Below are 23,531 nucleotides of genomic sequence, written 5' to 3'. Positions count from 1 at the left end.
CCGGCTCTGATCCGGGCCCAGGGGCTACCGCTCCCCACCCCCCGGCCCGCAGACGAGGGGGCGGGTGGGCAGCCACCGCCCCGCCCCACGGGGTCCAGGGGGAGATAGCGGGCCCGCGCCGCAAGCCCCGTACGTCCCCCTACCCCAGGATCCGGGGGCTCAGGGCCCCGCACGGGAGCAGCTCCACCTCCGCGCCCGCGTCGCGGAGGTCGGTGAGGACGAGCTCGTCGTACATCAGGAGGCCCGTCTGTTCCGGCCAGACGATGGCCCACAGCCACAGGCCGCGCGCCTCCCCGGCGAAGACCGCCCGGTCGTCCGGGGCGCCCTTGACGTGCCACAGCGGGGTGGGGCGGCCCGCGGCGACGACCTTGGTGTGCGGCGGGGCGGAGACGTCGATGTAGGGGCCCGGGTCGGGGGAGTCGATGCCGGCGAAGCGGGAGCCGAGGCCGACGCCGAGCTCCTCCGCGACCAGCAGCAGCTCCCCGAGGCCGCCGAGCGGCCCCGGGCCGGTGCAGGCCACGGCGGTGGCGCGGCCGCCGCTGCGGTCGTCGCCGGCGCTCGCGACGCCGGTGAACAGCCAGCCGACCGGCAGCGGCCACGGCATCCACACGGGCACTTTCGCCCGGTTGGCGACGACCTCCAGCCCCTCGACGCTGGGCGGGATCACAGGCTGTAGCGGATGGACGGCGCCGTGCACCGCGCACTGCCAGGAGTCGGAGAAGAGGCCGGGCGCGCGCACCCGGCCACCGCACTTCGGGCAACTCGGTTCGCCCCTCATAAGAAGCACGCTCCTCCCCGCCCGGGGCGTCGTCAAGACGCGATCACCCGTCCGGGCTCAGTCCAGTGCGACGGCCGTACGCAGAGGGTCCCGCAGATCCGTGCCGCGCGCGAGCCAGCGCTCCTGGAGCGCGGCGGCTCCGTGCACCCGCTTCCAGGCGGCCTCGTTCGCCGTCATGGGGAGCAGCGGGAGGAAGCGGACGGGGTCCATGGGCTCGTCGAGCTCCAGGTCCTCGACGAGTCCGCCGGGCTCGGCGACGAGTACGGAGCTGAACGGGGCGCCGTCCCAGAGCGGTTCGCCGACGTCGAGGGAGGCGCCGGGGGCGACGATGAGCCCCTCAACCATCGGGGAGGCCGCCAGTACCGCCAGCGGCCGCAGCAGCTTGTCGGTGGGCGCGAGGCCCGCCCGTACGGTCAGCACCAGTTCGGCGCGCGGGCCGCGCACCGGGTCGGCGACGACGGCGGTGGGGTCGGTCATCGGGTGGGCGGACATGCCGAGGGTCGCGTACCGGACGAGGTCGCCGTCGGTGAAGCGGAGGACCTCGATGCGGTCGGTGCCAAGGAAGGTGACGGAGGCGCGGGCGTCGGGTTCGCCGAGCGTGCTGCGCAGCCGGGCTTCGACGAGGGCCAGAATTTCTGCCATGCAGCGAGCATAGAACTCGTATCCGCCGGGTAAAGGGCGGGTCTTGACCATCCGTCGGCTGATAGTGTTGACAGCTGGTCGGGGCCGCACTCAGAAGAGTTGTTTCAGGGCTCCGGCGACAGGACGTCCCCCACGGGGGACCGGCCGGAGGAGGTGGGGCTGCGATGGACCGAAGTCGATCGTGCAGTACCAATCGCTCTTCGGCGTCCGTCAAGGGCGGCTCCAGCCACCTTTGATCTTCTGATCAGCAGAAGAGCGACGGCAGAACTTTGTCCTCCCGTCCTGTTTCCCTCGGCCGGCCCCGGGCTGCCCGCCTCCGGTCCGCAGAGGGCCTCCCACCCGTACGGTCCGCAGCCGTGCGCGAGAAGGAGCCTGCCATGTCGATGCTGCCCTACCTCCGTGCCGCCGTCCGTCCGGCACTGCGCAAGTCCACCCCCGTACAGCCCGGCTACGACACCACCCGCGACCCCTCCGCCAGCAGTGCGGTCGTCGACTGCGCCGTGTACCGCGACGGCCGGCGCGCGCAGGGGGACTGCCTGACGCCCCGTGAGGCCCTGCGCCGGGTCCGCGAGGACGGCGGCTTCGCCTGGATCGGACTGCACGAGCCCACCCACGACGAGTTCGCCGGGATCGCCGCCACCTTCGGGCTGCACCCGCTCGCCGTGGAGGACGCGGTGCACGCGCACCAGCGGCCGAAGCTGGAGCGGTACGACGAGACCCTCTTCACCGTCTTCAAGACGATCCACTACGTGGAGCACGCCGAACTCACCGCTACCAGCGAGGTGGTGGAGACCGGCGAGGTGATGTGCTTCACGGGCCCCGACTTCGTCATCACCGTCCGGCACGGCGGCCAGGGGTCCCTGCGGAGTCTGCGCCACCGCCTCCAGGACGATCCGGAGCTGCTGTCGCGGGGCCCCTCGGCGGTGCTGCACTCGATCGCCGACCACGTGGTCGACGGGTACATCGCGGTCGCGGCGGCCGTGCAGGACGACATCGACGAGGTGGAGAGCGCGGTCTTCGCCGCCCCCGCCAAGGGCGTCGCCCGGGGCGGTGACGCGGGCCGCATCTACCAGCTCAAGCGCGAGGTGCTGGAGTTCAAGCGGGCGGTCTCGCCGCTGCTGCGGCCGATGGAGCTGCTGAGCGAGCGGCCCATGCGGCTGGTGGACCCCGACATCCAGAAGTACTTCCGGGACGTGGCCGACCACCTGGCCCGGGTGCACGAGCAGGTCATCGGCTTCGACGAGCTGCTGAACTCCATCCTCCAGGCGAACCTCGCGCAGGCCTCCGTCGCGCAGAACGAGGACATGCGCAAGATCACCTCCTGGGCGGCGATCATCGCCGTGCCGACGATGATCTGCGGCGTGTACGGGATGAACTTCGACCACATGCCGGAGCTGCACTGGAAGTACGGCTACCCCCTGGTGATGGCCGCCATCGTCGGCAGCTGTTTCGCCATCCACCGCACCCTGCGCCGCAACGGCTGGCTGTAGCCGCCGGGAGCGCACCGCCTACGCTGTGCGCATGACTCTCAGCGCGCTCGACCTGGCCCTCGTCGAGGAGGCCTCCAAGAAGTCCGGCCTGATCTGGGTCCGCGGCACCGGTGCCGACAGGGCCCTGTGGCACGCCTGGGTGGACGGCGCCGCGCACGTGCTCGGTGACGGCCCCGGTGAGCAGCCCTTTCCCGGGCTCGCCGACGGCACCTCGGCGGAGGTGACCGTACGCAGCAAGGACAAGGGCGGCCGGCTCGTGGCGTGGACCGCGGCCGTACGGGAACTCGTGCCCGGCAGCGAGTCCTGGGAGGCCGCCGTCGCCGAGCTGAAGGGCAAGCGGCTGAACGCGCCCGACTCGGAGCGGATGACGGAGCGCTGGGCCCGCGAGTGCCGGCTGCTGCGCCTGGAGCCGGTGGCGGTGGCCGACGGGCTGCCGACCGGTTCGCTGGCCGCGCGGCCGGTGGGCTCCCCGGCCGTCACCCGCGGGCCGATCCCGGCGGGCCTGCCGAAGCTGCTGCTGAAGCGGAAGAAGGCCAAGGGCTAAGGGCTCAGCCCGTGGGGTCGGAGCCCTGGCCGGGGGACTTCGACGGCGCCGGAGAGGCGGTGGGGGCGGTGCCCTTGCCGTCCTTGGTGGTCGGCAGCTGGCTGCCGTAGTCCACGGTCTGGTCCTGCGCGGGCGCCTCCAGCGGGAAGGGCTTGCCCCACTCGGACAGCTCCACCCGGCCGGCGCCGCCCGCCCGCTCCATCAGCAGCGGGTACGGGGTCCCCTCCAGGGACACCGACAGCTTGCCGCCCTTGCCCGCGTCCGCCGAGACGGGGACCGCGCGGGTGTGCCCGACGGTGGTGTAGGCGCCCTTGCTGAGCGTGCCCTGGAGGCCCAGCAGCCCGTCCAGCAGGACGTGCATGTCGGTGAACCCGCGGAACTGCTTGTAAGAGGGGTCGCCCTCGGGCACCTTCACGTACTTGTCGCCGAGCTTGCCCGCCGAGTCCGACTTCCCCCAGAAGGCGGCGCTGGCCTTCAGGTACAGCTGTTCGCCGACCCGCAGCAGCTGGAAGGTGTCCTCGGCCGACTTCACCTCGCCGGAGCCGCCGTCGGCCTTCAGCCGCATGTCGAGGGTGAAGGTCTTGCCGCCGGTGACGAGCGTGCCCGACAGGTGGACCGAGTTCGCCGCGGTCGCGGCGGCCTTCGCCTGGCCCTCGATCTTGTCGGCGGTGAGCTTGCCGACGCCGTTCGTGCCCTTGTCGGGGTCCTTCTTCTCCGCGCAGCCCGTTCCGGCGACGGCGAGGCCCGCGCAGAGGGCACCGATGAAGGCGGCCCGGCGCAGCCGTACGGCGGGGGTGTGGGCGGTCACGGGCGTGTGCCTCTCGTCGGGGGTCGGCGGCAGCAGGCAGCGTACCCGTCCGGGGGCACGGCCCCGGAGGACCCCCGGACGCACCCCGGCCGGACGGCCCCACCAGGACGCCTTCCCCCGCCACGGGCTAGCCTGAGGCACGGCACGACTGTTGATGGACGCTCTAGGAGGCGCACGGATGGCTGCAGGCGCCCCGCGGATCTTCGTCTCGCATCTGTCGGGTGTGCCCGTATTCGACCCCAACGGCGACCAGGTCGGCCGCGTCCGCGACCTCGTCGCGATGCTCCGGGTCGGCGGCCGCCCGCCCCGGCTGCTGGGCCTGGTGGTCGAGGTCGTAAGCCGTCGGCGGATCTTCCTTCCCATGACCCGGGTGACGGGCGTGGAGTCCGGCCAGGTCATCACCACCGGTGTCGTCAACATGCGGCGCTTCGAGCAGCGCCCCACCGAGCGGCTGGTCCTCGGCGAGCTGCTGGACCGGCGGGTGCGCCTGGTGGACGGCGGTGAGGAGGTCACCGTCCTGGACGTGGCCATCCAGCAGCTGCCGGCCCGCCGGGACTGGGAGATCGACCGGATCTTCGTGCGCAAGGGCAAGGGCGGCGCCCTGCGCCGCCGGGGCGAGACGCTGACCGTGGAGTGGTCGGCGGTCACCGGCTTCTCCCTGGAGGAGGAGGGCCAGGGCGCCGAGAGCCTGGTCGCGACCTTCGAGCAGATGCGCCCGGCGGACCTGGCGAACGTCCTGCACCACCTGACGCCGAAGCGGCGCGCCGAGGTGGCCAACGCCCTCGACGACGACCGGCTCGCGGACGTCCTGGAGGAGCTGCCCGAGGACGACCAGGTGGAGATCCTCGGCAAGCTGAAGGAGGAGCGCGCCGCCGACGTCCTGGAGGCCATGGACCCGGACGACGCGGCCGACCTTCTCTCCGAGCTGCCGGAGGAGGAGAAGGAGCGGCTGCTGACGCTGATGCAGCCGGACGACGCGGCCGACGTGCGGCGCCTGCTGTCGTACGAGGAGAACACCGCGGGCGGTCTGATGACCACCGAGCCGATCGTGCTGCGCCCGGACGCCACCGTCGCGGACGCGCTGGCCCGCGTGCGCAAGTCGGACCTGTCGCCGGCGCTGGCCGCGCAGGTCTACGTCTGCCGGCCGCCGGACGAGACGCCGACGGGCAAGTACCTGGGGACGGTGCACTTCCAGCGGCTGCTGCGCGACCCCCCGTTCACGCTGGTCAGCTCCCTGGTGGACGCGGACCTGCCGCCGCTGCGCCCGGACGCCTCGCTGCCCGCGGTGACCAGCTACCTGGCCGCGTACAACATGGTCGCGGCGCCCGTGGTCGACGAGAGCGGATCGCTGCTGGGCGCGGTCACCGTCGACGACGTACTGGACCACCTGCTGCCCGACGACTGGCGGGAGACGGACTTCCACTCCGAGGAGGCCCTGCGTGGGCACTGAGCGCGGGCGCGGCGATGCGGCGCGCGAGCGGCGCCGGGAGAGGCGCGAGCAGGCCCGGGAGGGGCTCTCGGAGCGCCTGGAGGAGGCTGCCGAGCGGCTCCGCAACGAGCGGACGGAACGTTCCGCCGAACGGTCGAGGAGCGCGGCGCCCGCGGGGGCGAGCGCGCTGACGCGGTCGCGCGTACGGCTGGACCAGCCGCGCCCGGACCGCCGCAAGCTGCTGCCCGAGTACGACCCGGAGGCCTTCGGGCGGCTGTCGGAGCGGGTGGCGCGGTTCCTCGGCACGGGCCGGTTCATCGTCTGGATGACCCTGGTCATCGTGGTGTGGGTGCTGTGGAACATCTTCGCGCCCGACGACCTGCGGTTCGACCAGTACCCCTTCATCTTCCTGACGCTGATGCTGTCCCTCCAGGCCTCGTACGCGGCCCCGCTGATCCTGCTCGCGCAGAACCGGCAGGACGACCGGGACCGGGTCACCCACGAGCAGGACCGCAAGCAGAACGAGCGCTCCATCGCGGACACGGAGTACCTGACGCGGGAGATCGCGGCGCTGCGGATGGGCCTGGGCGAGGTCGCCACCCGCGACTGGATCCGCTCGGAGTTCCAGGACCTGATCAAAGAGATGGACGAGCGGCGGCTGTTCCCCGGTGAAAGTGACGAAGGCGACCGCTGATCGGCTTACCCGAGCCCTGCTACCGAGCCGTACCATCGGGGCATGGCTACCGAGACACCCTCCGCCGCCGTGCCGGAGCAGGACGCGATCCTGGACGCGCTGGCGACGGTCAACGACCCCGAGATCCACCGGCCGATCACCGAGCTCGGCATGGTCAAATCGGTGGAGATCGGCGACGGCGGCGCGGTCGCCGTCACGGTCTACCTGACGGTGTCGGGCTGCCCCATGCGCGAGACCATCACCAAGAACGTCACCGAGGCCGTCGAGAAGGTCGCGGGCGTCACCTCCGTCGCCGTCTCCCTGGACGTGATGAGCGACGAGCAGCGCAAGGAGCTGGCGGCCACCCTGCGCGGCGGCACCGCCGAGCGCGAGGTGCCCTTCGCCAAGCCGGGGTCGCTGACCCGCGTCTACGCGGTCGCCTCCGGCAAGGGCGGCGTCGGCAAGTCCTCCGTCACGGTCAACCTGGCCGCGGCGATGGCGGCCGACGGCCTGAAGGTCGGTGTGGTCGACGCGGACATCTACGGGCACAGCGTGCCGCGGATGCTCGGCGTCGAGGGCAAGCCCACCCAGGTCGAGAACATGATCATGCCGCCGTCCGCGAACGGCGTGAAGGTCATCTCCATCGGCATGTTCACCCCGGGCAACGCCCCGGTGGTGTGGCGCGGCCCGATGCTGCACCGGGCCCTCCAGCAGTTCCTGGCGGACGTGTTCTGGGGCGACCTGGACGTGCTGCTGCTGGACCTGCCGCCGGGTACCGGCGACATCGCCATCTCGGTCGCGCAGCTGGTGCCGAACGCCGAGATCCTGGTCGTGACCACCCCGCAGCAGGCCGCTGCCGAGGTCGCGGAGCGGGCCGGCTCGATCGCGGTGCAGACGCACCAGAAGATCGTGGGCGTCGTCGAGAACATGTCCGGCCTGCCGTGTCCGCACTGCGACGAGATGGTCGACGTGTTCGGCTCGGGCGGCGGCCAGAAGGTCGCCGACGGCCTGACCAAGACGGTCGGCGCGACGGTGCCCGTGCTCGGCACGATCCCGATCGACGTCCGGCTGCGCGAGGGCGGCGACGACGGAAAGCCGGTCGTCCTGTCCGACCCGGACTCCCCGGCGGGCGCGGCCCTGCGCACGATCGCCGGCAAGCTCGGCGGCCGCGCGCGTGGCCTCTCGGGCATGAGCCTGGGCATCACGCCGCGCAACAAGTTCTGAGTACGCGGGCGGGGGCATTCGTTCCGCACACCGGAACGCGCACCCGCAGGGGCCGCGCAGCGTGAAGGGCACCGCCGTCGGGCGGTGCCCTTTCCCGTACCCCGGCCTACTCGTACGCCGAGAGGTCCGCGATGGCGGAGAACCCCAGCCCGTACGCGCTCATCCCCCGCCCGTACGCCCCCAGGTGCACCCCGCACCCGGTGGAGCCGGCCAGCACCCACCCGAACTCCGACTCCCGGTAGTGGAACGGCATCGGTTCCCCGTCCACCGGCAGCGACAGCTTCGACCAGTCCGGCCCCGCGAGGTCGTCGGCGAGCTCCCAGGCGGCCTCGGTCTGCTGGTCGAGCCAGTCGTCGCGCCGGGTGTGGTCCATCTGCGGCGGCCAGCTGTAGGACAGCAGCCCCGAGCCGGCCAGCCAGGCCGCCGAGGAGACCGAGGTGGCCTCCAGGACGCCGGTGCCGTCGCCGCTGCGGCGCGGCGGGTTGCCGGCGACGGTGATCACCACCGCGAAGCGGTCCTTCTCGCCGGTGGCGATCTCGCCCCGGGCGGACGGCTCGTCGCCGTGGCCGGTGGAGCCGTGCTCCACGCTGCCGTCGGCGCCGGTGCCGACCTGCATGAGCCACCGGGGGCCGGTGAAGGCCCCGTCCAGGCCGTACCAGGGGAACTCGGCGCTCAGGTAGCCCGCCGCCCCCCGGCGGGCCGCCGGGACCGGCGCGGCGGCCTCCGGGGGCTGGCCGGGGGCAGCCTGGCCGCCGGTATGTTCCGGGGGCTCGGTCTGCGCGGGTGGTGCGTCTTCGGGGGCTTCGGCAGGCTGCGCGCCTACACGGCTGCTGCTCGTCGTCTCCATGGGCGGCCTCTCGTTCCGTGGGGTCCGGAACGGCCCTCCCCTTCGCTTGGCTGGGGGGACCCCCGCCCTCGGGCGTCCTCGGTCCGGACAGATGGAGGATAGCCATCCGGCCCCGGATCGACGGGCAGGCTGCGGATCAGGTGGCGTCGGCGTCGAAGGGGGTGCGGGGCTCCCGGGCCGGTGCGGCGGGCTTCTTCAGCAGGTCCGGACCGGTGCCGGCGGCGGGCGTGGCGGACGGCGCCGCGGCGGCCTGGGCCGCATCGGCCTCCCGGCCGTTGACCGCGTCGGTGACCTCGTTCAGCTCCTTGCGGAGGTCGAAGCTGGTGCGCAGCTCCTGGAGGTCCTCGTTCTCGGTCAGCTGCTTGCGGATGAAGGTCTTCGGATTCAGGTCCTCGAACTCGAAGTCCTTGAACTCGGGGCCCAGTTCGGAGCGGATGTCCTGCTTGGCGCTGTCCGAGAACGCGCGGATCTTCCGGATGAAGCCGGAGACGTCCTGGATCACCTTCGGCAGCTTGTCCGGGCCGAAGACGAGGATGGCGAGCACCACGATCGTGACCAGTTCGAGTGCGCCTATGTCGTTGAACACCTTGCCGCTCCTCGGCTCTCTCCACATCCGGCCCGGTCAACGGTACCCGGCGTTCCTTGCGCTCCCCTACGCCGGTGCGCGACGGTTCACGGATTCACCCGGGCGTCATCCGGTATTCGTGTCGCGGACCGGCCGCCGGGGGTGCCTCCCCCGGCGGCCCGGGGTCCTCTCAGGAGCCGCTCGCCGAGCCGAGGACCACGTCCAGGGTGCGTTCGGCGCCGTCGCGCAGCACGGTCAGGCCGAGGCGGTCACCGGGCCGGTGGGCCCTGATCTTGATGATCAGCTCGTCGCCGCCGTGTACGCGTACCCCGTCCACCTTGGTGATCACGTCGCCGGGCCGGATCCCGGCGCGGGCGCCGGGCCCGTCGGCCGCCACGGAGGGCTTGCCGTCCTCGCCCTTGGCGTCGACCCGGGCTCCGTCGCCCTTGTACTCCATGTCCAGGGTGACGCCGATGACGGGATGGGTGGCGCGGCCGGTGCGGATGAGCTCCTCGGCGACCCGCTTGCCCTGGTTGACGGGGATGGCGAAGCCGAGGCCGATGCTGCCGCTCTGGCGGGTGGGGTCGTCGCCGTCGTCGCCCTTGTCGGCGCCGCGGATGGCGCTGTTGATGCCGATCACGTGGGCGCGGGAGTCGAGGAGGGGGCCGCCGGAGTTGCCGGGGTTGATGGGGGCGTCGGTCTGGAGGGCGTCGACGTAGCTGATGTCGCTGCCGTCGCGCTTGCCGCCGCCGGCGGTGATGGGGCGGCCGGTGGCGCTGATGATGCCCGAGGTGACGGTGTTGGAGAGGTCGAAGGGGGCGCCGATGGCCACCACCGGGTCGCCGACGCGGACGTTCTCGGAGTTCCCGAGCGCCAGCGGGCGCAGGCCCCGGACCCCGCTGACCTTCACCACGGCCAGGTCGTAGCCGCCGTCGCGGCCGACGAGCTCGGCGGTGACGCTCTCGCCGGTGCTGAAGGTGACCGTTATGTCGCGGGCGTCGGCGACGACGTGGTTGTTGGTCAGGATGTGGCCCTGCCCGTCCAGTACGAACCCGGTTCCGGTGCCGCTGCCGCCGCCCCCGCTGACGTGCAGGGTGACCACCCCGGGCAGTGCGGTGGCCGCGATGCCGGCCACGCTGTCGGGGGCCCGGCCCTTGTTGTCGGCGGCGGCCTGCGGGAGCTCCAGGCGGGTGCCGGTGCGCCGCTCGGCGAGGATGCCGAGGTAGCCGCCGGCGCAGCCCGCGAGGAGGGCGATGACGGCGCCGACGACCGCCAGCTGCCACAGCGCGGGGGCGCCGCGCGGTGCCCTGCCCTGGTCGACGACCTGGAGCGGGCCGGCGGCCCACGGGTCGTAGCGGGGCCCGGGAGCGGATTCGGCGGCCGGGGCCGGGGCGGGATCGGGCGCGGCCGGGGTCCGGGCGGTGTCCGCTTCCGGGCCCGGCTCCGGCATGGCGGCGGGCCGGCTCCACCAGGTCGGAGCCGGACCGTTCTGCTGACTGTCGGACATGGGCGCTCCCCCGCGGGCCTGGCGCACCGCGGGGCGGCGCGTGTGCCGCAGATTCAACCAGGTACCCGGGCCCCTCGGGGCCCGGGTCAGCGGGAGAGCGACACCGGCTGCGCCGTCGCCGGGGCCGAGGAGGCCGCCGTGGGCAGCTGTCCCACCGGGACCGGGCCGGTGGTCACGCCGGGGGTCGGTACCCGGTCGCGCACGAAGGCGTCGGTCAGCGGCACCGAGGGTCCGGGCCTGGTCGCCGGCGCCTCGCCCCGGGCGTTCGGCTCGATCCCGTCCAGCGGCAGCGAGCCGCCGAGCGCGATCGCGGCCAGCGACACGGCTCCCGCAGCCACGAAGGCGAAGCGGCGTCTGGGACGGCCCACCTCGTGGATGCGGAAACCCTCGCGCGGGGCGGCCGGAGCGGAGTACCCGAACGAGGAGAACGGGTCGACGCCCGGAGCCGGGGGCGCGAGCGGAGCCCCCGGTCCGCCGCCCGGCCCGGCGGGCCCGGCAGGCCCCTCCGGGCCCGCCCCCGGCAGCCCCTGGAGCCGGGCCAGCAGCCCGGCCGACAGCGGTGGCGGGGCGCTCTCCACGAACAGGGTCTTCAGCCGGCGCTGCGCGTCGGCCTCGGCCTTGCACTTGGCGCAGGTCGCCAGGTGCGCCAGCACCCGCTCGCGCGCGTCGTGCTTCAACTCCCCGTCCACCAGGGCGGCGAGCCGGTCGCCCAGGTGCTGTTCGGCGGGGGAAGGACTCGCTCCGCTCACTCGGCTCCGCCCTCTCCCCCGGTGCCCGGCGCGCCCACCGCCACGCCCGCCAGCGCGCGCTGCTCGGCGCGGGCCTCGGGAGAGCGGTGCTTGAGCGCCTTGCGCAGGTGCGAGCGGCCCCGGTGGATGCGGCTGCGGACGGTACCGAGCTTCACGCCGAGCGTGGCGGCGATCTCCTCGTAGGACAGGCCCTCGATGTCGCAGAGCACCACGGCGGCGCGGAACTCGGGCGCGAGGGTGTCCAGCGCCTGCTGCACGTCGGCGTCGAAGTGGGTGTCGTGCAGGACCTGCTGGGGGGACGGCTCACGGCTCGGCAGCCGCTCGGCGGCGTCGTCGCCCAGCGCGTCGAAGCGGATCCGCTGCTTGCGGCGCACCATGTCCAGGAACAGGTTCGTGGTGATGCGGTGCAGCCAGCCCTCGAAGGTGCCGGGCGTGTAGGTGGACAGCGAGCGGAAGACGCGGACGAAGACCTCCTGCGTGAGGTCCTCGGCGTCGTGCTGGTTGCCCGTCAGGCGGTAGGCGAGGCGGTAGACCCGCGCGCTGTGCGTGCTGACGATCTCCTCCCATGAGGGAGGGGTCCACGCCTGGGAGCCCGCATCGGCGGCAAAGGTCGCGGTGGTCGCGGTGTGGGCGGTGTGGAAGCGGTCAGCAGTGTAGGTCACGGATTTCGGCTCACCCGCCGACCAGAAGAGGCGTCTGAGAACGCCTCCACGATCCACAAGCGCAGCCGCACCTCCCCTGTCGGCTCTGGTGGTGTCCAGTGGAGCCCCTACCATAGCCACCCCTCCCGTCAGCTCTGGATAAGCATTTTTGCAGTAACTTTGCACGGACCTCGGGGTCCGGACCGGCGATCTGCCCGCAGCCGTCCCCTCTATCCCGCCTCTCACCCTCCCAACGCCCGGTCCCATCTGCGGGTTCCCGACGTCAGCGGATACAGTCACCGTTGCGCCAACTATGGGGACAGGAGAGGGTCATTAGCGGCAACCGGCAGACGAGCTGGGCGTTCGCCGACGCGTTTGTCGCCGAGGACGACGCTCTGCGATGGGCCCGAGACCGGTCCAGGGAAGCGGGCCTGCGGTCCGTGTCCCCCGGCACCGGGGCCGCGCTGCGCCTGCTCGCCGCCACCGCGGACGCCAAGGCCGTCGCCGAGATCGGCACCGGGACCGGCGTCTCGGGGATCCACCTGCTGCACGGGATGCGGCCGGACGGGGTCCTGACCACGGTGGACCCCGAACCCGACCGGCAGGCCTTCGCCCGCCAGGCCTTCCGCGCGGCCGGCTTCGCGGGGAACCGCGCGCGGTTCATTCCGGGGCGGGCGCTGGACGTGCTGCCGCGGCTCGCCGACGGCGGGTACGACCTGGTCTTCTGCGACGGCGACCCGGCCGAGTCCCTCGACTACCTCGCGGAATCGTTGCGGCTCCTGCGTCCCGGAGGTCTGGTCTGCTTCGAGGGCGTCTTCGCCGACGGCCGTACGGTCGACTCCGCGGCCCAGCCGGTGGAGGTGATCCGGGTGCGGGAGCTGCTGCGCAGCGTGCGGGAGAGTCCGGCGCTGGAAGCCGCGCTGCTTCCGGTGGGCGACGGCCTCCTCTGCGCCGTCCGCCGCTGACCCGGCCGGCCGGCGTCCGGTGCCGCTGCCCTGGCCGGGCGGTGTCCGGGGGTGCCGCTGCGCGGGGCCGGTCCCCCACCCCCCTACCGCCGTTCCCCGGGCTGCGCCCGGACCCGCTTCCTGGGGGTTCCGCCCCCGGACCCCCGCGCCTCGAACGCCGGCGGGGCTACATGCAGCCCGCCCCGCCGGCGCGATGAAAAAACCCCGCCCCCGCCGCGGTGGGCGGCAGGGGCGGGGGCAAGATCAAGTGGCGAGGCTCAGCCGACGACCTTCTTCAGGGCGTCACCCAGGGCGTCCGCCTCGTCCGGCGTCAGCTCGACGACAAGTCGGCCACCGCCTTCGAGCGGTACGCGCATGACGATGCCTCGCCCCTCCTTGGTGACCTCGAGCGGGCCGTCGCCCGTCCGCGGCTTCATGGCCGCCATGCTCGTTCCCCTTCCTGAAACCAGCTCATCGTCAGCCGACGGCCCCGTTCAGGCGCCTAGTACCCGGCATCGAACACATTGCTTCCCAGCCATTATCCCGCATGTCAGGACCCGATGACCAACATCGGAAGGGAACGCTTGCGCAACGCGCTCGACCAAAACCACTCATTTCGGGGATCCGCCTGCGATACTTCGCCGCCGCCCCCGGGGATGGGGCTCCGCTTTGTTTGACGCACATCACATGCCCGCCCCCGGTCGCGTCCGCCATGCTGGCCATTGCACCGGCCGGTACCGGCCGGTAGCCAAGCCCGCGACGAAGGGGGACCCCCGCCATGGCCGACAGCGTGCTCTACGAAGTGACCGACGGACTCGCGACCGTCACGATCAACCGGCCCGACGCGATGAACGCCATGAACACGGAGGCCAAGGTCGCCCTGCGCGACGCCGTCCGGGCGGCGGCCGCCGACGCCGCCGTACGGGCGGTCCTGCTCACCGCCGCCGGGGACCGGGCCTTCTGCGTGGGCCAGGACCTCAAGGAGCACATCGGCAACCTCGCCGCGGACCGCGAGAACGGCTCGACGCTCACGATGAGCACGGTCTCCGAGCACTACAACCCGATCGTGCGGGCCCTGACGGAGATGCCCAAGCCCGTGGTGGCCGCGGTCAACGGCGTCGCCGCCGGGGCCGGCTTCGGGTTCGCGCTCGCGGCGGACTTCCGCGTCGTCGCCGAGACCGCGTCCTTCAACACCTCCTTCGCCGGGGTCGCGCTGACCGCCGACTCCGGGGTCTCCTGGACCCTGCCCCGGCTGATCGGTGCCTCCCGGGCCTCCGACCTGCTGCTTTTCCCCCGCTCGATCAAGGCGCAGGAGGCCTACGAGCTGGGCATCGTGAACCGGCTGGTGCCGGCGGAGTCGCTGCGCGCGGAGGCCGAGAAGGTGGCCCGCGCCCTCGCCTCCGGCCCGACGGTGGCCTACGCGGCCCTGAAGGAGTCCCTGGCGTACGGGGCCTCGCACTCCCTCTCCGAGGCCCTGGAGCGCGAGGACGTCCTCCAGACCCGCGCCGGGGCCTCCGAGGACCACTCCATCGCCGTGCAGGCCTTCCTCGCGAAGCAGCCGCCGCGGTACCTGGGCCGCTGACGCCTCACCCCTCGCGGGAGACGCAGCCCGCGAGGTGGTCGTTGACCAGGCCGCACGCCTGCATCAGGGCGTAGGCCGTGGTCGGCCCGACGAAGCGGATGCCCGCCTTCTTCAGGGCCTTGGCCAGGGCCGTGGACTCCGGGGTCACCGCCGGCACGTCGGCGGTGCTCCTCGGGGCCCGGCCCGGCTTCTCGGGGGCGTGGGACCAGATCAGTTCGTCCAGCTCCCCCGCCCCCCAGCCGGCCAGCACCTTCGCGTTGGCGAGGGTGGCCTCGATCTTGGCCCGGTTGCGGATGATCCCCTCGTCGCCCATCAGCCGCTCGGCGTCGGCCGGGCCGAACTCCGCGACCGCCGCGATCTCGAAGTCCGCGAAGGCCTTGCGGAAGCCCTCCCGGCGGCGAAGGATCGTGATCCAGGACAGCCCGGACTGGAAGGCCTCCAGGCACAGCCGTTCGTACAGGGCGTCGTCGCCGTGGACGGGCCTGCCCCATTCGGTGTCGTGGTAGACGACGTAGTCCTCCGTGGACAGCCCCCACGGACAGCGCAGCCCGCCGTCCGGGCCCGCCGCCAGTCCCGCGCCGCTCACCGGTCGTCCTTCGTGAGGTCGACCCGGTCCGCCGGGGCCTGGGCGCGCGCGGCCGTCAGCTCCGCGATCCGCGCGTCCCGCTCGGCCAGCTCGGCCGCGAGCCGGTCCAGTACGTCGTCCACCTCGGCCATCCGGTAGCCGCGCGGCGCGACCGGCAGGCGCAGCGCGTCGATGTCCGCCCGTACCACCGGCCGGCTCTCCGGCAGCGCGTCGGCCACCCGGTCCGGCTCGGCGTCGGGCAACACCGCCTCGGCGCCTCCGCCGACCACCGCGAGGGTGACCGCGGCCACGACCACGACCAGCGCGATCAGCAAGAACCAGAACACGATCAACTCCCCTGAGAGACTCCTGTCACTCAGGTTAAGGTCGCAGACGAGGCGCGAGGGTCGCCGAAGGAGGAAAAGAGCAGGATGCTGCGACTGGGCAGGCGCGAGTTCGACACCCACGAGCCGGTGATCATGGCCATCGTCAACCGCACCCCGGACTCCTTCTACGACCAGGGCGCCACCTTCCGCGACGAGCCGGCCCTCGACCGGGTGGAGCAGGCCGTGGCCGAGGGCGCGGCGATCATCGACATCGGCGGGGTCAAGGCGGGTCCCGGCGAGCACGTGGACGCGGCCGAGGAGGCCCGGCGCACGGTCGGCTTCGTGGCGGAGGTGCGCCGCCGCCACCCGGACGTGGTGATCAGTGTGGACACCTGGCGGCACGAGGTCGGCGAGGCGGTCTGCGAGGCCGGGGCGGACGTGCTGAACGACGCGTGGGGCGGGGTGGACCCGAAGCTGGCGGAGGTCGCCGCGCGCCACGGCGCGGGCATCGTCTGCACCCACGCGGGCGGGGTCGAGCCGCGCACCCGGCCGCACCGGACCTCGTACGAGGACGTGATGGAGGACATCCTGCGCGTCACGGTCGCCCTCGCGGAGCGGGCCGAGGCCCTCGGGGTGCCCCGGGAGTCGATCATGATCGACCCGGGCCACGACTTCGGGAAGAACACCCGGCATTCACTGGAAGCCACCCGCCGGCTCGCGGAGATGGCCGAAACCGGTTGGCCGGTGCTGGTGTCCCTGTCCAACAAGGACTTCGTCGGCGAGACCCTCGACAAGCCGGTCAAGGAGCGCCTGCTGGGCACCCTGGCGACCACGGCCGTCTCGGCCTGGCTCGGCGCGCAGGTCTACCGCGTCCACGAGGTCGCCGAGACGAAGCAGGTCCTCGACATGGTCCGCTCGATCCAGGGGCACCGGCCGCCGGCCGTCGCCCGCCGCGGACTGGCCTGAGGCCGGCGGGGAAGGGGCGCGCCGCCGTGGCGGCGCGGCCCCCGCCGCTACTTGCCGACTTCCTTCGTCACCAGCGCGATGGCCTCGTCCACGTCGTCCGTGACGTGGAAGAGGTAGAGGTCCTTCTCCGAGGCCTTGCCCTGGGCGATGACCGTGTTGCGCAGCCAGTCGATCAGGCCGCCCCAGTACTCCGTGCCGAAGAGCACGATGGGGAACTTGGTGATCTTCTGCGTCTGGACCAGGGTCAGCGCCTCGAACATCTCGTCCAGGGTGCCGAGTCCGCCCGGCAGCACCACGAAGCCCTGGCTGTACTTCACGAACATCGTCTTGCGGACGAAGAAGTACCGGAAGTTCAGCCCGAGATCGACGTGCTGGTTGAGCCCCTGCTCGAAGGGGAGCTCGATGCCCAGGCCGACGGAGATGCCGTTCGCCTCGCGGGCGCCCTTGTTGGCCGCCTCCATCGCGCCCGGGCCGCCGCCGGTGATCACCGCGAAGCCGGCCTCGACGAGCGCGCTGCCGAGCCGTACGCCCGCCTCGTACTCCGGCGAGTCCACCGGGGTCCGGGCCGAGCCGAACACGCTGATCGCGGGCGGCAGCTCCGCCAGGGTGCCGAAGCCCTCGATGAACTCCGACTGGATGCGCAGGACCCGCCAGGGATCGGTGTGCACCCACTCGGAGGGCCCGGCCGAGTCCAGCAGCCGCTGGTCCGTCGTACTGCCCGCCTGCACCTGGCCCCGCCTGCGCAGCACCGGCCCGAGCTGCTGCTCCTCGGGCCGACGGCGGGCCGAACCTTCAGGGTTGCCCATGATGTGCTCCCTCCAGCTGATCGTTGGATCAGGTTAGGCGCACAAAAGTGACGGGAGGGGGAATTTACGAGGTCAGCCAGGCGCGGAGTCGTTCCTCGCAGTGCAGGATGGCCTTCGTCTCGACGCGCTCGTCGACCTTGTGGGCCAGCAGCGCGTCACCCGGTCCGTAGTTGACCGCCGGGACGCCGAGCGCGCTGAAGCGGGAGACGTCCGTCCAGCCGAACTTGGGCATCGGCCGTCCGCCGACCGCCTCCATGAAGGCCGCCGCGGCCGGGTGGGACAGGCCCGGCAGGGCGCCGCCGGAGGAGTCGTCGACCACGAACTCGGCGATGTCGCAGTCCGCGAAGACCTCCCGGACGTGGGCCAGCGCGTCGGCCTCGCTGCGGTCGGGGGCGTAGCGGAAGTTCACGGTCACCGTGCAGGCGTCCGGGATGACGTTGTTGGCGACCCCGCCCTCGACGCGGACCGCGTTGAGGCCCTCGTGGTACTCCAGGCCGTCGATGACCGGCTTGCGGGGCTCGTACGCGGCCAGCTTCGCCAGGATCGGGCTCGCGGCGTGGATGGCGTTGGAGCCCATCCAGCTGCGCGCGGAGTGGGCGCGCTCGCCCTTGGTGCGCAGCAGCACGCGCAGGGTGCCCTGGCAGCCGCCCTCGACCTCGGCGTTGGAGGGCTCCAGCAGTACGGCGAAGTCACCGGCCAGCCAGTCGGGGTGGGCGTCGGCGACCTTGCCGAGGCCGTTGAGGTCGGCGGCCACCTCCTCCTGGTCGTAGAAGACGAAGGTGAGGTCGCGGTTGGGCTCGGGAACGGTCGCCGCGATCCTCAGCTGTACGGCGACCCCGGACTTCATGTCCGTCGTGCCGCAGCCCCACAGGACGTCGTTCTCGTCCAGGCGGGACGGGACGTTGTCGGCGATCGGCACGGTGTCGAGGTGGCCGGCCAGTACGACGCGCTCGGCGCGGCCGAGGTGCGTACGGGCCACGACGTTGTTGCCGAGGCGGTCGACGGTGAGGTGCGGGAGGCCGCGCAGCGCGTCTTCCACCAGGTCGGCGAGCACCTTCTCGTCGCCGCTCACGGAAGGGATGTCGACGAGCCGGGCGGTCAGCTCGGCAGCGTCCAGGGTGAGGTCCAGCTCGGATTCGGACATGGAACTGACCCTAACGCCCCGGGATGGGCGGGAAGCGGGAGCGTCCGGCCGGTGGACGGTTTATCGGCCTCAAGTACGGTGGGCCGCGTGTCCGAGACCGATCGCTCCCGCCCCCGCCGCCGCCGGCCGTTCCGCAAGGCCGTCGGCCTGGTCGTCCTGCTCGGGGTGATCGGGTACTTCGTCGTCCAGCGGGATTCCAACAACGGCGCCGCCTACTGCACGGCTTCGGCGACCGGGACGGGTTCCGCGGGCGCGGGGACCGTCCAGACGTACGAGATGACCCCGGAGCAGGCGGCGAACGCGGCGACGATAGCCGCCGTCGGGATCGCCAAGGGGCTGCCGGACCGGGCGTTGACCATCGCGCTGGCGACGGCGATGCAGGAGTCGGCGCTGCGCAACCTCGACCACGGGGACCGCGATTCGCTGGGGCTGTTCCAGCAGCGGCCCTCGCAGGGCTGGGGCACCCCGGAGCAGATCACGGACCCGGTGTACTCGGCGGGGATCTTCTACGACCGGCTCGCGGAGATCAAGGGCTACACCCGGCTGCCGCTGACGGTGGCCGCGCAGAAGGTGCAGCTCAGCGGTTTTCCGCAGGCGTACGCGAAGCACGAGCCGGACGCGACGGTCCTGACGGCCGCCTTCGGCGAGAACGGCACGCCGGCCTCCCTGGCCTGTTCCGGCCCGGCGCCCTCGGCGGGCGACCCGGAGAAGGTGCGGGCGGAGCTGGCGCGGGCCTTCGGGGCTCCGGCGCGGGAGGCGCTGGGCGCGGGCCGGGCCGGCGCTCCGGCCGGGCGGTCGGCGTCGGGCGGTTCCGTCCCCGAGCCGGAGGTCGGGCTGCGGCTGAAGGAGGGCGGCGGCCCGGCCGAGGCGCGGCGCGGGCGGGCGATGGCCCACTGGGCGGTGGCCCGGTCGAAGGAGCTGGGCATCGCCCGGGTGTCGTACGACGGTTCCTCGTGGGTGGCCGGCCGGGACGGCGGCGCGTGGCAGGGCAGGGGCGGCGGCCGCAAGGGCGGTGCCGGGGACCCGCACGACGCGGCTCCGGGCGAGGTGCGGATCTTCATGGCCCGCGCCACCACCCGCTGAGCGCCACCGCCCGCTGAGCTCCACCGCCCGCCGGCCTGCCGCCGTCGGGCCGCCGGCCGCCCGGAGCCCCCGCGCACGCCCCCGGCGCGCGGGCGGCCGGGCGGTGACACCCCGGCGGCACGGTCACGCGTACGGGCCGTCACCCGGGAGGGGTGTCCACGCGTTCGGCCCGTACACCCGGAAGGCGGACAGAACCGCAGGTGGGCGCGGGTCCGGTGGTCTTGTCACGGAAGCCGATTAAACGATGCGTTACTGATCCTTTACCCGGGGGGTCCGCAACTCCCCCCACCCCGGGAGCGGTTGTACACGGCGTACTCAGCCGCTACCGCTTAGGAGCATCATGACCCTCCCCCTGACCCGTCGGATCGCCCGCGCCGCGCTTCTCCTCGCAGCCGGTACCGCTCCCGTGGTCGGTGCGGCAGGCGCCGCCAGCGCGGCCGACGCCGTGGGCCTGGAGTCCCTGCCGAAGCTGAACACGCTCACCGCCCCCGACACCGGCGCGGCCACCGGCGCCGCGCACACCGCCACCGAGGCCCTCCCGGCCGCCGCCCCCGTCGCCGCTCCCGCCACCGAGGCCGTCGGCGGCGCCGGCGCCGCGGGCCAGACGCTGGGCGGCCTGCCGGTCGCCGGCCAGGCCCTGGGCGGCCTGCCGGGCGGCCTGCCGCTGGGCGGCTGACCGACCGGCGCACACGCGAACGCCCGAGGGGGCCGGGAGCCGTTGCTCCCGGCCCCCTCGGGCCGATTCCCGCGGGCCGCGGGTCAGCCGAGACGCTTGACCGCGGCGGCGACCCGCTCGTCGGTGGCCGTGAAGGCCACGCGGACGAAGTTCGCGCCGGCCGCGCCGTAGAAGTCGCCCGGCGCGACCAGGATGCCGAGCTCGGCGAGGTGCGCGACGGTGTCCCAGCAGGGCTCGTCGCGCGTCGCCCACAGGTAGAGGCTGGCCTCGCTGTGCTCGATGCGGAAGCCGTGCGCCTCCAGGGCCGTGCGCAGCGCCTCGCGGCGGGCGGCGTAGCGGCCGCGCTGCTCCTCGACGTGGGCGTCGTCGCCGAGGGCCGCCACCGTGGCCGCCTGCACCGGGGCGGGGGTCATCATGCCGCCGTGCTTGCGGATCTCCAGCAGCTCGCCGAGGACGGCCGCGTCACCGGCGATGAACGCGGCCCGGTAGCCGGCCAGGTTGGAGCGCTTGGAGAGCGAGTGGACCGCCACCAGGCCCTCGTACGAGCCGCCGCACACGTCGTCGTGCAGCACGGAGACGGGCTCGGCCTCCCAGCCCAGCTCCAGGTAGCACTCGTCGCTGAAGACCAGGATGCCGTGCTCGCGCGCCCAGGCGACGATCCTGACGAGGTCTTCCTTCGGGATGACCTTCCCGGTGGGGTTCGACGGGGAGTTGAGCCACAGCAGCTTCACGCCCGCCGGGTCCAGCTCGGTCGGGTCGTCGTAGACGACGGCCTCGGCGCCGCACAGCCGCGCGCCGACCTCGTAGGTCGGGTACGCGAGCCGCGGGTAGGCGACCTTGTCGCCGGCGCCCAGGCCCAGCTGGGTCGGCAGCCAGGCCACCAGTTCCTTGGAGCCGACCACCGGCAGGACGTTGCGGTGTCCGGCGGCGCTCGCGCCGAGGCGGCCCCGCAGCCAGCCGGTGATCGCGTCGCGCAGCGCGGGCGTCCCCCACACGGTCGGGTAGCCCGGGGAGTCCGCGGCGGCGACCAGGGCGCGCTGGATCAGGTCGGGCACCGGGTCCACGGGGGTGCCGACGGACAGGTCGACGATGCCGTCAGCGTGGGCCGCCGCCGTGGCCTTGTACGGCTCGAGCCTGTCCCAGGGAAAGGCGGGAAGACGGTCGGAAACTGCGGCCACGGTGCTCTCTGCTCTCTCTGAGGTGCGGGGGCTGTGTCGTACGGGGAAACGGCTCGGTCCCGCGCGGCAGCAGTGCCGTACGGGACCGAGGGGCGCGTCTGCCGTGAACGGTCAGTGCTCGCCGGCGTTGATGTCGGCGGGCAGCGCCGCGACGAAGGGGTGGTCGCGCTCGATCAGGCCGAGCTTGGAGGCACCACCGGGCGAACCGAGCTCGTCGAAGAACTCGACGTTCGCCTTGTAGTAGTCCTTCCACTCCTCCGGGGTGTCGTCCTCGTAGAAGATGGCCTCGACGGGGCAGACCGGCTCACAGGCGCCGCAGTCGACGCACTCGTCCGGGTGGATGTACAAGGACCGCTGGCCCTCGTAGATGCAGTCGACGGGGCACTCTTCGATACAGGCCTTGTCCTTGACGTCGACACAAGGCTCCGCGATGACGTAGGTCACGCTCTCGTTCCTCCTCGGTAGGGCTGTCCATTCGCGCGGGAGCGCGGCGTCGTCGATGCCCGCACCTAGTATCTCCGTTCCCGGGCACGATCCGAACAGGAGGGGCGGACAGAGCTGTGGAAATCACTGCCGGTGGGCTGCTGGAGATCCGTATTACCCCGGCTGACGTGGGTAAACGAGTCTCTGTACGACGGGTGGAGGACGGCGGGAGCGGTGCCCCGGCGTTCGCGGACGCGGTAGGGGTTCTCACATCCTGGACCGGGGGTGTGCTGACGATCACACGCAAGGACGGCGTGTCCGTCCACATCGCGGAATCGTCGCTGGTGGCGGGCAAGATCGTGCCGCCCGCGCCGGCCCGGCGCAGGGGTCCCGCGGCCTCCTTCGAGGAGCTGGCGCGGGTCACGGCGCGGGCCTGGCGGCCGCTGGAGAGCGAGCCGCTCGGCGAGTGGACGCTGCGGGCCGCCGCCGGGTTCACCCGGCGCGCCAATTCGGTGCTCCCGCTCGGCGACCCCGGCATACCCCTGGACGAAGCACTCGCGCGGGTGACCTCCTGGTACGCGGAGCGCGACCTTCCGGCGTACGTGCAGGCCGCGACGGGCGCCGCCGGGACGCAGGAGCTGCTCTGCGCGGAGCTGGAGCGGCGCGGCTGGGTGAACGAGGTCTCGGCGCAGGTGCGCGTAGGGGCGCTGGCCCCGGTGGGCGACCGGGACGCGGACGTGGCGGCGGTACGCCTCACCCGCGAGCCGGACGAGCAGTGGCTCGCCCGCTACGGCAGGGTCCGGGACCCCGAGCTCGCCCGGCGGATGCTGGTGGAGGGCCCGTCGGTGTGGTTCGCCTCGCTGGACGGCGGCCGGGCGATCGGGCGCTGCGTGGTGGACGGCCGCTGGGCCGGTTTCGCGGCCGTCACCGTCGCCCCGGAGGACCGGCGGCGGGGGCTCGCGACGGCGGTGATGACGGCGCTGGCCAGGCGGGCGCTGGAGGAGGGCGCGTCGGCGGCGTGGCTCCAGGTGGAGACGGACAATCCGGCGGCGCGGGCCCTGTACGACGGGATGGGCTTCGCCACGCACCACTCCTACCACCACTTCCGGGCGGCGCGGTGAACATCCGTGAGCTGTTCGCGGCGGAGGCCCGCGCGGAGCGGCCCGACCTGGCCCGGCTGTGCCTGCTGCTGGCCGCGGAGGCGGATCCGGAACTGGACGAACGGGCCATGGACCGGGCCGAGATCGAACTGGACCGGCTCGCGGGGATGCTGCCGTACGGGCTGCGGGACGCGCGGTCGTGGGCGGCGGCGGTGACGGAGCTGCTGGGTGGCCGGCTGGGCTTCCACGGCACCCCGAACGACTACGACCGGCTGTCGTCCTCCCTCCTGCACGAGGTGCTGCTGCGTCGGCGGGGCCTGCCGATCCTCCTCTCGGTGGTGTGGCTGGAGGTGGCCCGGCGGGCGGGCGCGCCGGTGTACGGGCTGGGGCTGCCGGGGCACTTCGTGGTGGGCTTCGGGGACCCGGAGGAAGCGGTGGTGGTGGACCCCTTCGCCGGCGGCGCCTCGCTGGGCGCGGGCCCGGCGGAACTGGCCGCCTCCCCCAAGACCCCGGCCCGCACCCTGGACATCGTGCTGCGGATCCTGAACAACATCCGCGCCTGGGCCTCCTCCCGGCCGGAGCACTCGGCGGTCGCCCTGTGGGCCCTCGACCTGTCCCTGCTCCTGCCCTCCCACCCGGCGGCCCTGCGCTACGAGCGGGCCCGGCTGCTGGTGGAGCGCGGTTCCTTCCAGGAGGGTGCGGCGGAGATGGACGCGTACGCGGTGGTGATGGACACGGTCGACCCCGAGTCCGCGACCCGGATCCGCGGCGAGGCCGTGGCCGCGCGGGCGCTGCTGAACTGAGCGGGGCCGGTGGTTCGGGTGCGGGTGGCTGCCGCTGC

Annotated in this window: 26 protein-coding genes and 1 pseudogene; 12 read left to right on the top strand and 15 right to left on the bottom strand. The window is 73.2% G+C overall.

All coding sequences use genetic code 11. The features are described 5' to 3' along the window. Positions 1-139 precede the first annotated feature (139 nt). Together ACZ7IF_RS30930 and ACZ7IF_RS30925 are read right to left on the bottom strand one after the other, a co-directional pair. Positions 140-778, bottom strand: a complete 639-nt coding sequence (locus ACZ7IF_RS30930; protein ID WP_470978094.1) for a DUF6758 family protein — start codon at positions 776-778, stop codon at positions 140-142. Positions 779-835: 57 nt separating this feature from the next. Next, positions 836-1,420, bottom strand: a complete 585-nt coding sequence (locus ACZ7IF_RS30925) for a suppressor of fused domain protein (protein WP_470978092.1) — start codon at positions 1,418-1,420, stop codon at positions 836-838. Between the two features lie 377 nt (positions 1,421-1,797). Between ACZ7IF_RS30925 and ACZ7IF_RS30920 the strand changes: the two genes are divergently transcribed. Beyond that, on the top strand, positions 1,798-2,910 hold the full coding sequence (locus tag ACZ7IF_RS30920) for a magnesium and cobalt transport protein CorA (protein ID WP_125818126.1): 1,113 nt from the start codon (positions 1,798-1,800) through the stop codon (positions 2,908-2,910). A 31-nt stretch (positions 2,911-2,941) separates the two neighbouring features. After that, positions 2,942-3,454, top strand: a complete 513-nt coding sequence (locus tag ACZ7IF_RS30915) for a hypothetical protein (protein ID WP_470978091.1) — start codon at positions 2,942-2,944, stop codon at positions 3,452-3,454. 4 nt (positions 3,455-3,458) lie between these two features. Here the strand turns inward: ACZ7IF_RS30915 and ACZ7IF_RS30910 are convergent, their stop codons facing one another. Beyond that, on the bottom strand, positions 3,459-4,262 hold the full coding sequence (locus ACZ7IF_RS30910) for a hypothetical protein (protein WP_470978089.1): 804 nt from the start codon (positions 4,260-4,262) through the stop codon (positions 3,459-3,461). 178 nt (positions 4,263-4,440) lie between these two features. Here ACZ7IF_RS30910 and ACZ7IF_RS30905 point away from each other — a divergent pair, with 178 nt between their 5' ends. The 3 genes from ACZ7IF_RS30905 (at position 4,441) to ACZ7IF_RS30895 (ending at position 7,588) form a co-directional block, all read left to right on the top strand. After that, the gene (locus tag ACZ7IF_RS30905) at positions 4,441-5,712 is read left to right on the top strand and encodes a magnesium transporter MgtE N-terminal domain-containing protein (RefSeq protein WP_125602977.1); all 1,272 of its coding nucleotides are present in this window, start codon (positions 4,441-4,443) and stop codon (positions 5,710-5,712) included. A gap of 166 nt (positions 5,713-5,878) precedes the next feature. Beyond that, on the top strand, positions 5,879-6,385 hold the full coding sequence (locus tag ACZ7IF_RS30900) for a DUF1003 domain-containing protein (protein WP_470978102.1): 507 nt from the start codon (positions 5,879-5,881) through the stop codon (positions 6,383-6,385). Between the two features lie 42 nt (positions 6,386-6,427). Next, positions 6,428-7,588, top strand: a complete 1,161-nt coding sequence (locus tag ACZ7IF_RS30895; protein WP_470978087.1) for an Mrp/NBP35 family ATP-binding protein — start codon at positions 6,428-6,430, stop codon at positions 7,586-7,588. 106 nt (positions 7,589-7,694) lie between these two features. On the opposite strand, the gene ACZ7IF_RS30890 is transcribed toward ACZ7IF_RS30895, so the two are convergent. From ACZ7IF_RS30890 to sigE, 5 genes and pseudogenes are all read right to left on the bottom strand, one after another. Continuing rightward, positions 7,695-8,435: a hypothetical protein gene (locus tag ACZ7IF_RS30890; RefSeq protein ID WP_470978084.1), complete on the bottom strand. Its 741-nt coding sequence runs from the start codon at positions 8,433-8,435 to the stop codon at positions 7,695-7,697. A 136-nt stretch (positions 8,436-8,571) separates the two neighbouring features. After that, entirely contained in the window at positions 8,572-9,021 is a 450-nt protein-coding gene (locus ACZ7IF_RS30885) for a sec-independent translocase (RefSeq protein WP_470978082.1), read from the bottom strand. A gap of 169 nt (positions 9,022-9,190) precedes the next feature. After that, complete coding sequence (locus ACZ7IF_RS30880) at positions 9,191-10,507, bottom strand: S1C family serine protease (protein ID WP_470978079.1); 1,317 nt, start codon at positions 10,505-10,507, stop codon at positions 9,191-9,193. 254 nt (positions 10,508-10,761) lie between these two features. After that, positions 10,762-11,256 (bottom strand): annotated as a pseudogene (locus ACZ7IF_RS30875) (anti-sigma factor family protein); the annotation flags it as partial. Then, positions 11,253-12,032 carry an RNA polymerase sigma factor SigE gene (sigE, locus tag ACZ7IF_RS30870; protein WP_470978077.1) on the bottom strand — a complete coding sequence of 260 codons (780 nt, stop codon included), beginning with the start codon at positions 12,030-12,032 and terminating at the stop codon, positions 11,253-11,255. The gene sigE and the pseudogene ACZ7IF_RS30875, both read right to left, overlap by 4 nt. Before the next feature lie 167 nt (positions 12,033-12,199). On the opposite strand from sigE, the gene ACZ7IF_RS30865 reads away from it, so the two are divergent. Beyond that, positions 12,200-12,862 carry an O-methyltransferase gene (locus ACZ7IF_RS30865; protein ID WP_125605621.1) on the top strand — a complete coding sequence of 221 codons (663 nt, stop codon included), beginning with the start codon at positions 12,200-12,202 and terminating at the stop codon, positions 12,860-12,862. A gap of 257 nt (positions 12,863-13,119) precedes the next feature. On the opposite strand, the gene ACZ7IF_RS30860 is transcribed toward ACZ7IF_RS30865, so the two are convergent. Then, positions 13,120-13,287, bottom strand: a complete 168-nt coding sequence (locus tag ACZ7IF_RS30860; protein WP_003966491.1) for a DUF3117 domain-containing protein — start codon at positions 13,285-13,287, stop codon at positions 13,120-13,122. 332 nt (positions 13,288-13,619) lie between these two features. On the opposite strand from ACZ7IF_RS30860, the gene chcB reads away from it, so the two are divergent. Beyond that, positions 13,620-14,423 carry a 2-cyclohexenylcarbonyl CoA isomerase gene (chcB, locus tag ACZ7IF_RS30855; RefSeq protein WP_470978074.1) on the top strand — a complete coding sequence of 268 codons (804 nt, stop codon included), beginning with the start codon at positions 13,620-13,622 and terminating at the stop codon, positions 14,421-14,423. Positions 14,424-14,427: 4 nt separating this feature from the next. Here the strand turns inward: chcB and ACZ7IF_RS30850 are convergent, their stop codons facing one another. Together ACZ7IF_RS30850 and ACZ7IF_RS30845 are read right to left on the bottom strand one after the other, a co-directional pair. Then, a complete protein-coding gene (locus ACZ7IF_RS30850) occupies positions 14,428-15,009 on the bottom strand; it encodes a DNA-3-methyladenine glycosylase I (RefSeq protein WP_470978071.1) in 582 nt (193 codons plus the stop codon). Further along, positions 15,006-15,341 (bottom strand): DivIVA domain-containing protein, encoded by a 336-nt coding sequence (locus ACZ7IF_RS30845; RefSeq protein WP_470978068.1) that lies wholly within the window; start codon positions 15,339-15,341, stop codon positions 15,006-15,008. The genes ACZ7IF_RS30850 and ACZ7IF_RS30845 overlap by 4 nt, the downstream gene beginning before the upstream one ends. A gap of 78 nt (positions 15,342-15,419) precedes the next feature. On the opposite strand from ACZ7IF_RS30845, the gene folP reads away from it, so the two are divergent. Further along, on the top strand, positions 15,420-16,280 hold the full coding sequence (gene folP, locus ACZ7IF_RS30840; protein WP_470978065.1) for a dihydropteroate synthase: 861 nt from the start codon (positions 15,420-15,422) through the stop codon (positions 16,278-16,280). Between the two features lie 47 nt (positions 16,281-16,327). Here folP and ACZ7IF_RS30835 read toward each other — a convergent pair whose 3' ends face one another. Both ACZ7IF_RS30835 and dapE read right to left on the bottom strand, forming a co-directional pair. Then, positions 16,328-17,086: an LOG family protein gene (locus tag ACZ7IF_RS30835; RefSeq protein ID WP_470978063.1), complete on the bottom strand. Its 759-nt coding sequence runs from the start codon at positions 17,084-17,086 to the stop codon at positions 16,328-16,330. Positions 17,087-17,150: 64 nt separating this feature from the next. Next, a complete protein-coding gene (gene dapE / locus ACZ7IF_RS30830) occupies positions 17,151-18,230 on the bottom strand; it encodes a succinyl-diaminopimelate desuccinylase (RefSeq protein ID WP_470978061.1) in 1,080 nt (359 codons plus the stop codon). An 87-nt stretch (positions 18,231-18,317) separates the two neighbouring features. Between dapE and ACZ7IF_RS30825 the strand changes: the two genes are divergently transcribed. Together ACZ7IF_RS30825 and ACZ7IF_RS30820 are read left to right on the top strand one after the other, a co-directional pair. Further along, positions 18,318-19,313, top strand: coding sequence for a hypothetical protein (locus ACZ7IF_RS30825; protein ID WP_470978058.1), 996 nt, complete (start codon positions 18,318-18,320; stop codon positions 19,311-19,313). 340 nt (positions 19,314-19,653) lie between these two features. Next, on the top strand, positions 19,654-19,989 hold the full coding sequence (locus tag ACZ7IF_RS30820) for an ATP-binding protein (protein ID WP_470978056.1): 336 nt from the start codon (positions 19,654-19,656) through the stop codon (positions 19,987-19,989). An 83-nt stretch (positions 19,990-20,072) separates the two neighbouring features. Here ACZ7IF_RS30820 and dapC read toward each other — a convergent pair whose 3' ends face one another. Together dapC and fdxA are read right to left on the bottom strand one after the other, a co-directional pair. Next, positions 20,073-21,167 carry a succinyldiaminopimelate transaminase gene (gene dapC, locus ACZ7IF_RS30815; RefSeq protein WP_470978054.1) on the bottom strand — a complete coding sequence of 365 codons (1,095 nt, stop codon included), beginning with the start codon at positions 21,165-21,167 and terminating at the stop codon, positions 20,073-20,075. 111 nt (positions 21,168-21,278) lie between these two features. Then, entirely contained in the window at positions 21,279-21,611 is a 333-nt protein-coding gene (gene fdxA, locus ACZ7IF_RS30810) for a ferredoxin (RefSeq protein WP_007266339.1), read from the bottom strand. Between the two features lie 116 nt (positions 21,612-21,727). Between fdxA and ACZ7IF_RS30805 the strand changes: the two genes are divergently transcribed. Both ACZ7IF_RS30805 and ACZ7IF_RS30800 read left to right on the top strand, forming a co-directional pair. After that, complete coding sequence (locus ACZ7IF_RS30805) at positions 21,728-22,711, top strand: GNAT family N-acetyltransferase (protein WP_470978051.1); 984 nt, start codon at positions 21,728-21,730, stop codon at positions 22,709-22,711. After that, positions 22,708-23,493, top strand: a complete 786-nt coding sequence (locus ACZ7IF_RS30800; protein WP_470978048.1) for a transglutaminase family protein — start codon at positions 22,708-22,710, stop codon at positions 23,491-23,493. Before ACZ7IF_RS30805 ends, ACZ7IF_RS30800 begins: the two co-directional genes overlap by 4 nt. The last annotated feature ends 38 nt before the right edge of the window (positions 23,494-23,531 follow it).

Source organism: Streptomyces sp. NPDC037421 (assembly GCF_055602105.1).
Note: the sequence above shows the minus strand (reverse complement) of the source record. Positions and strands in the feature narration are given on the sequence as shown.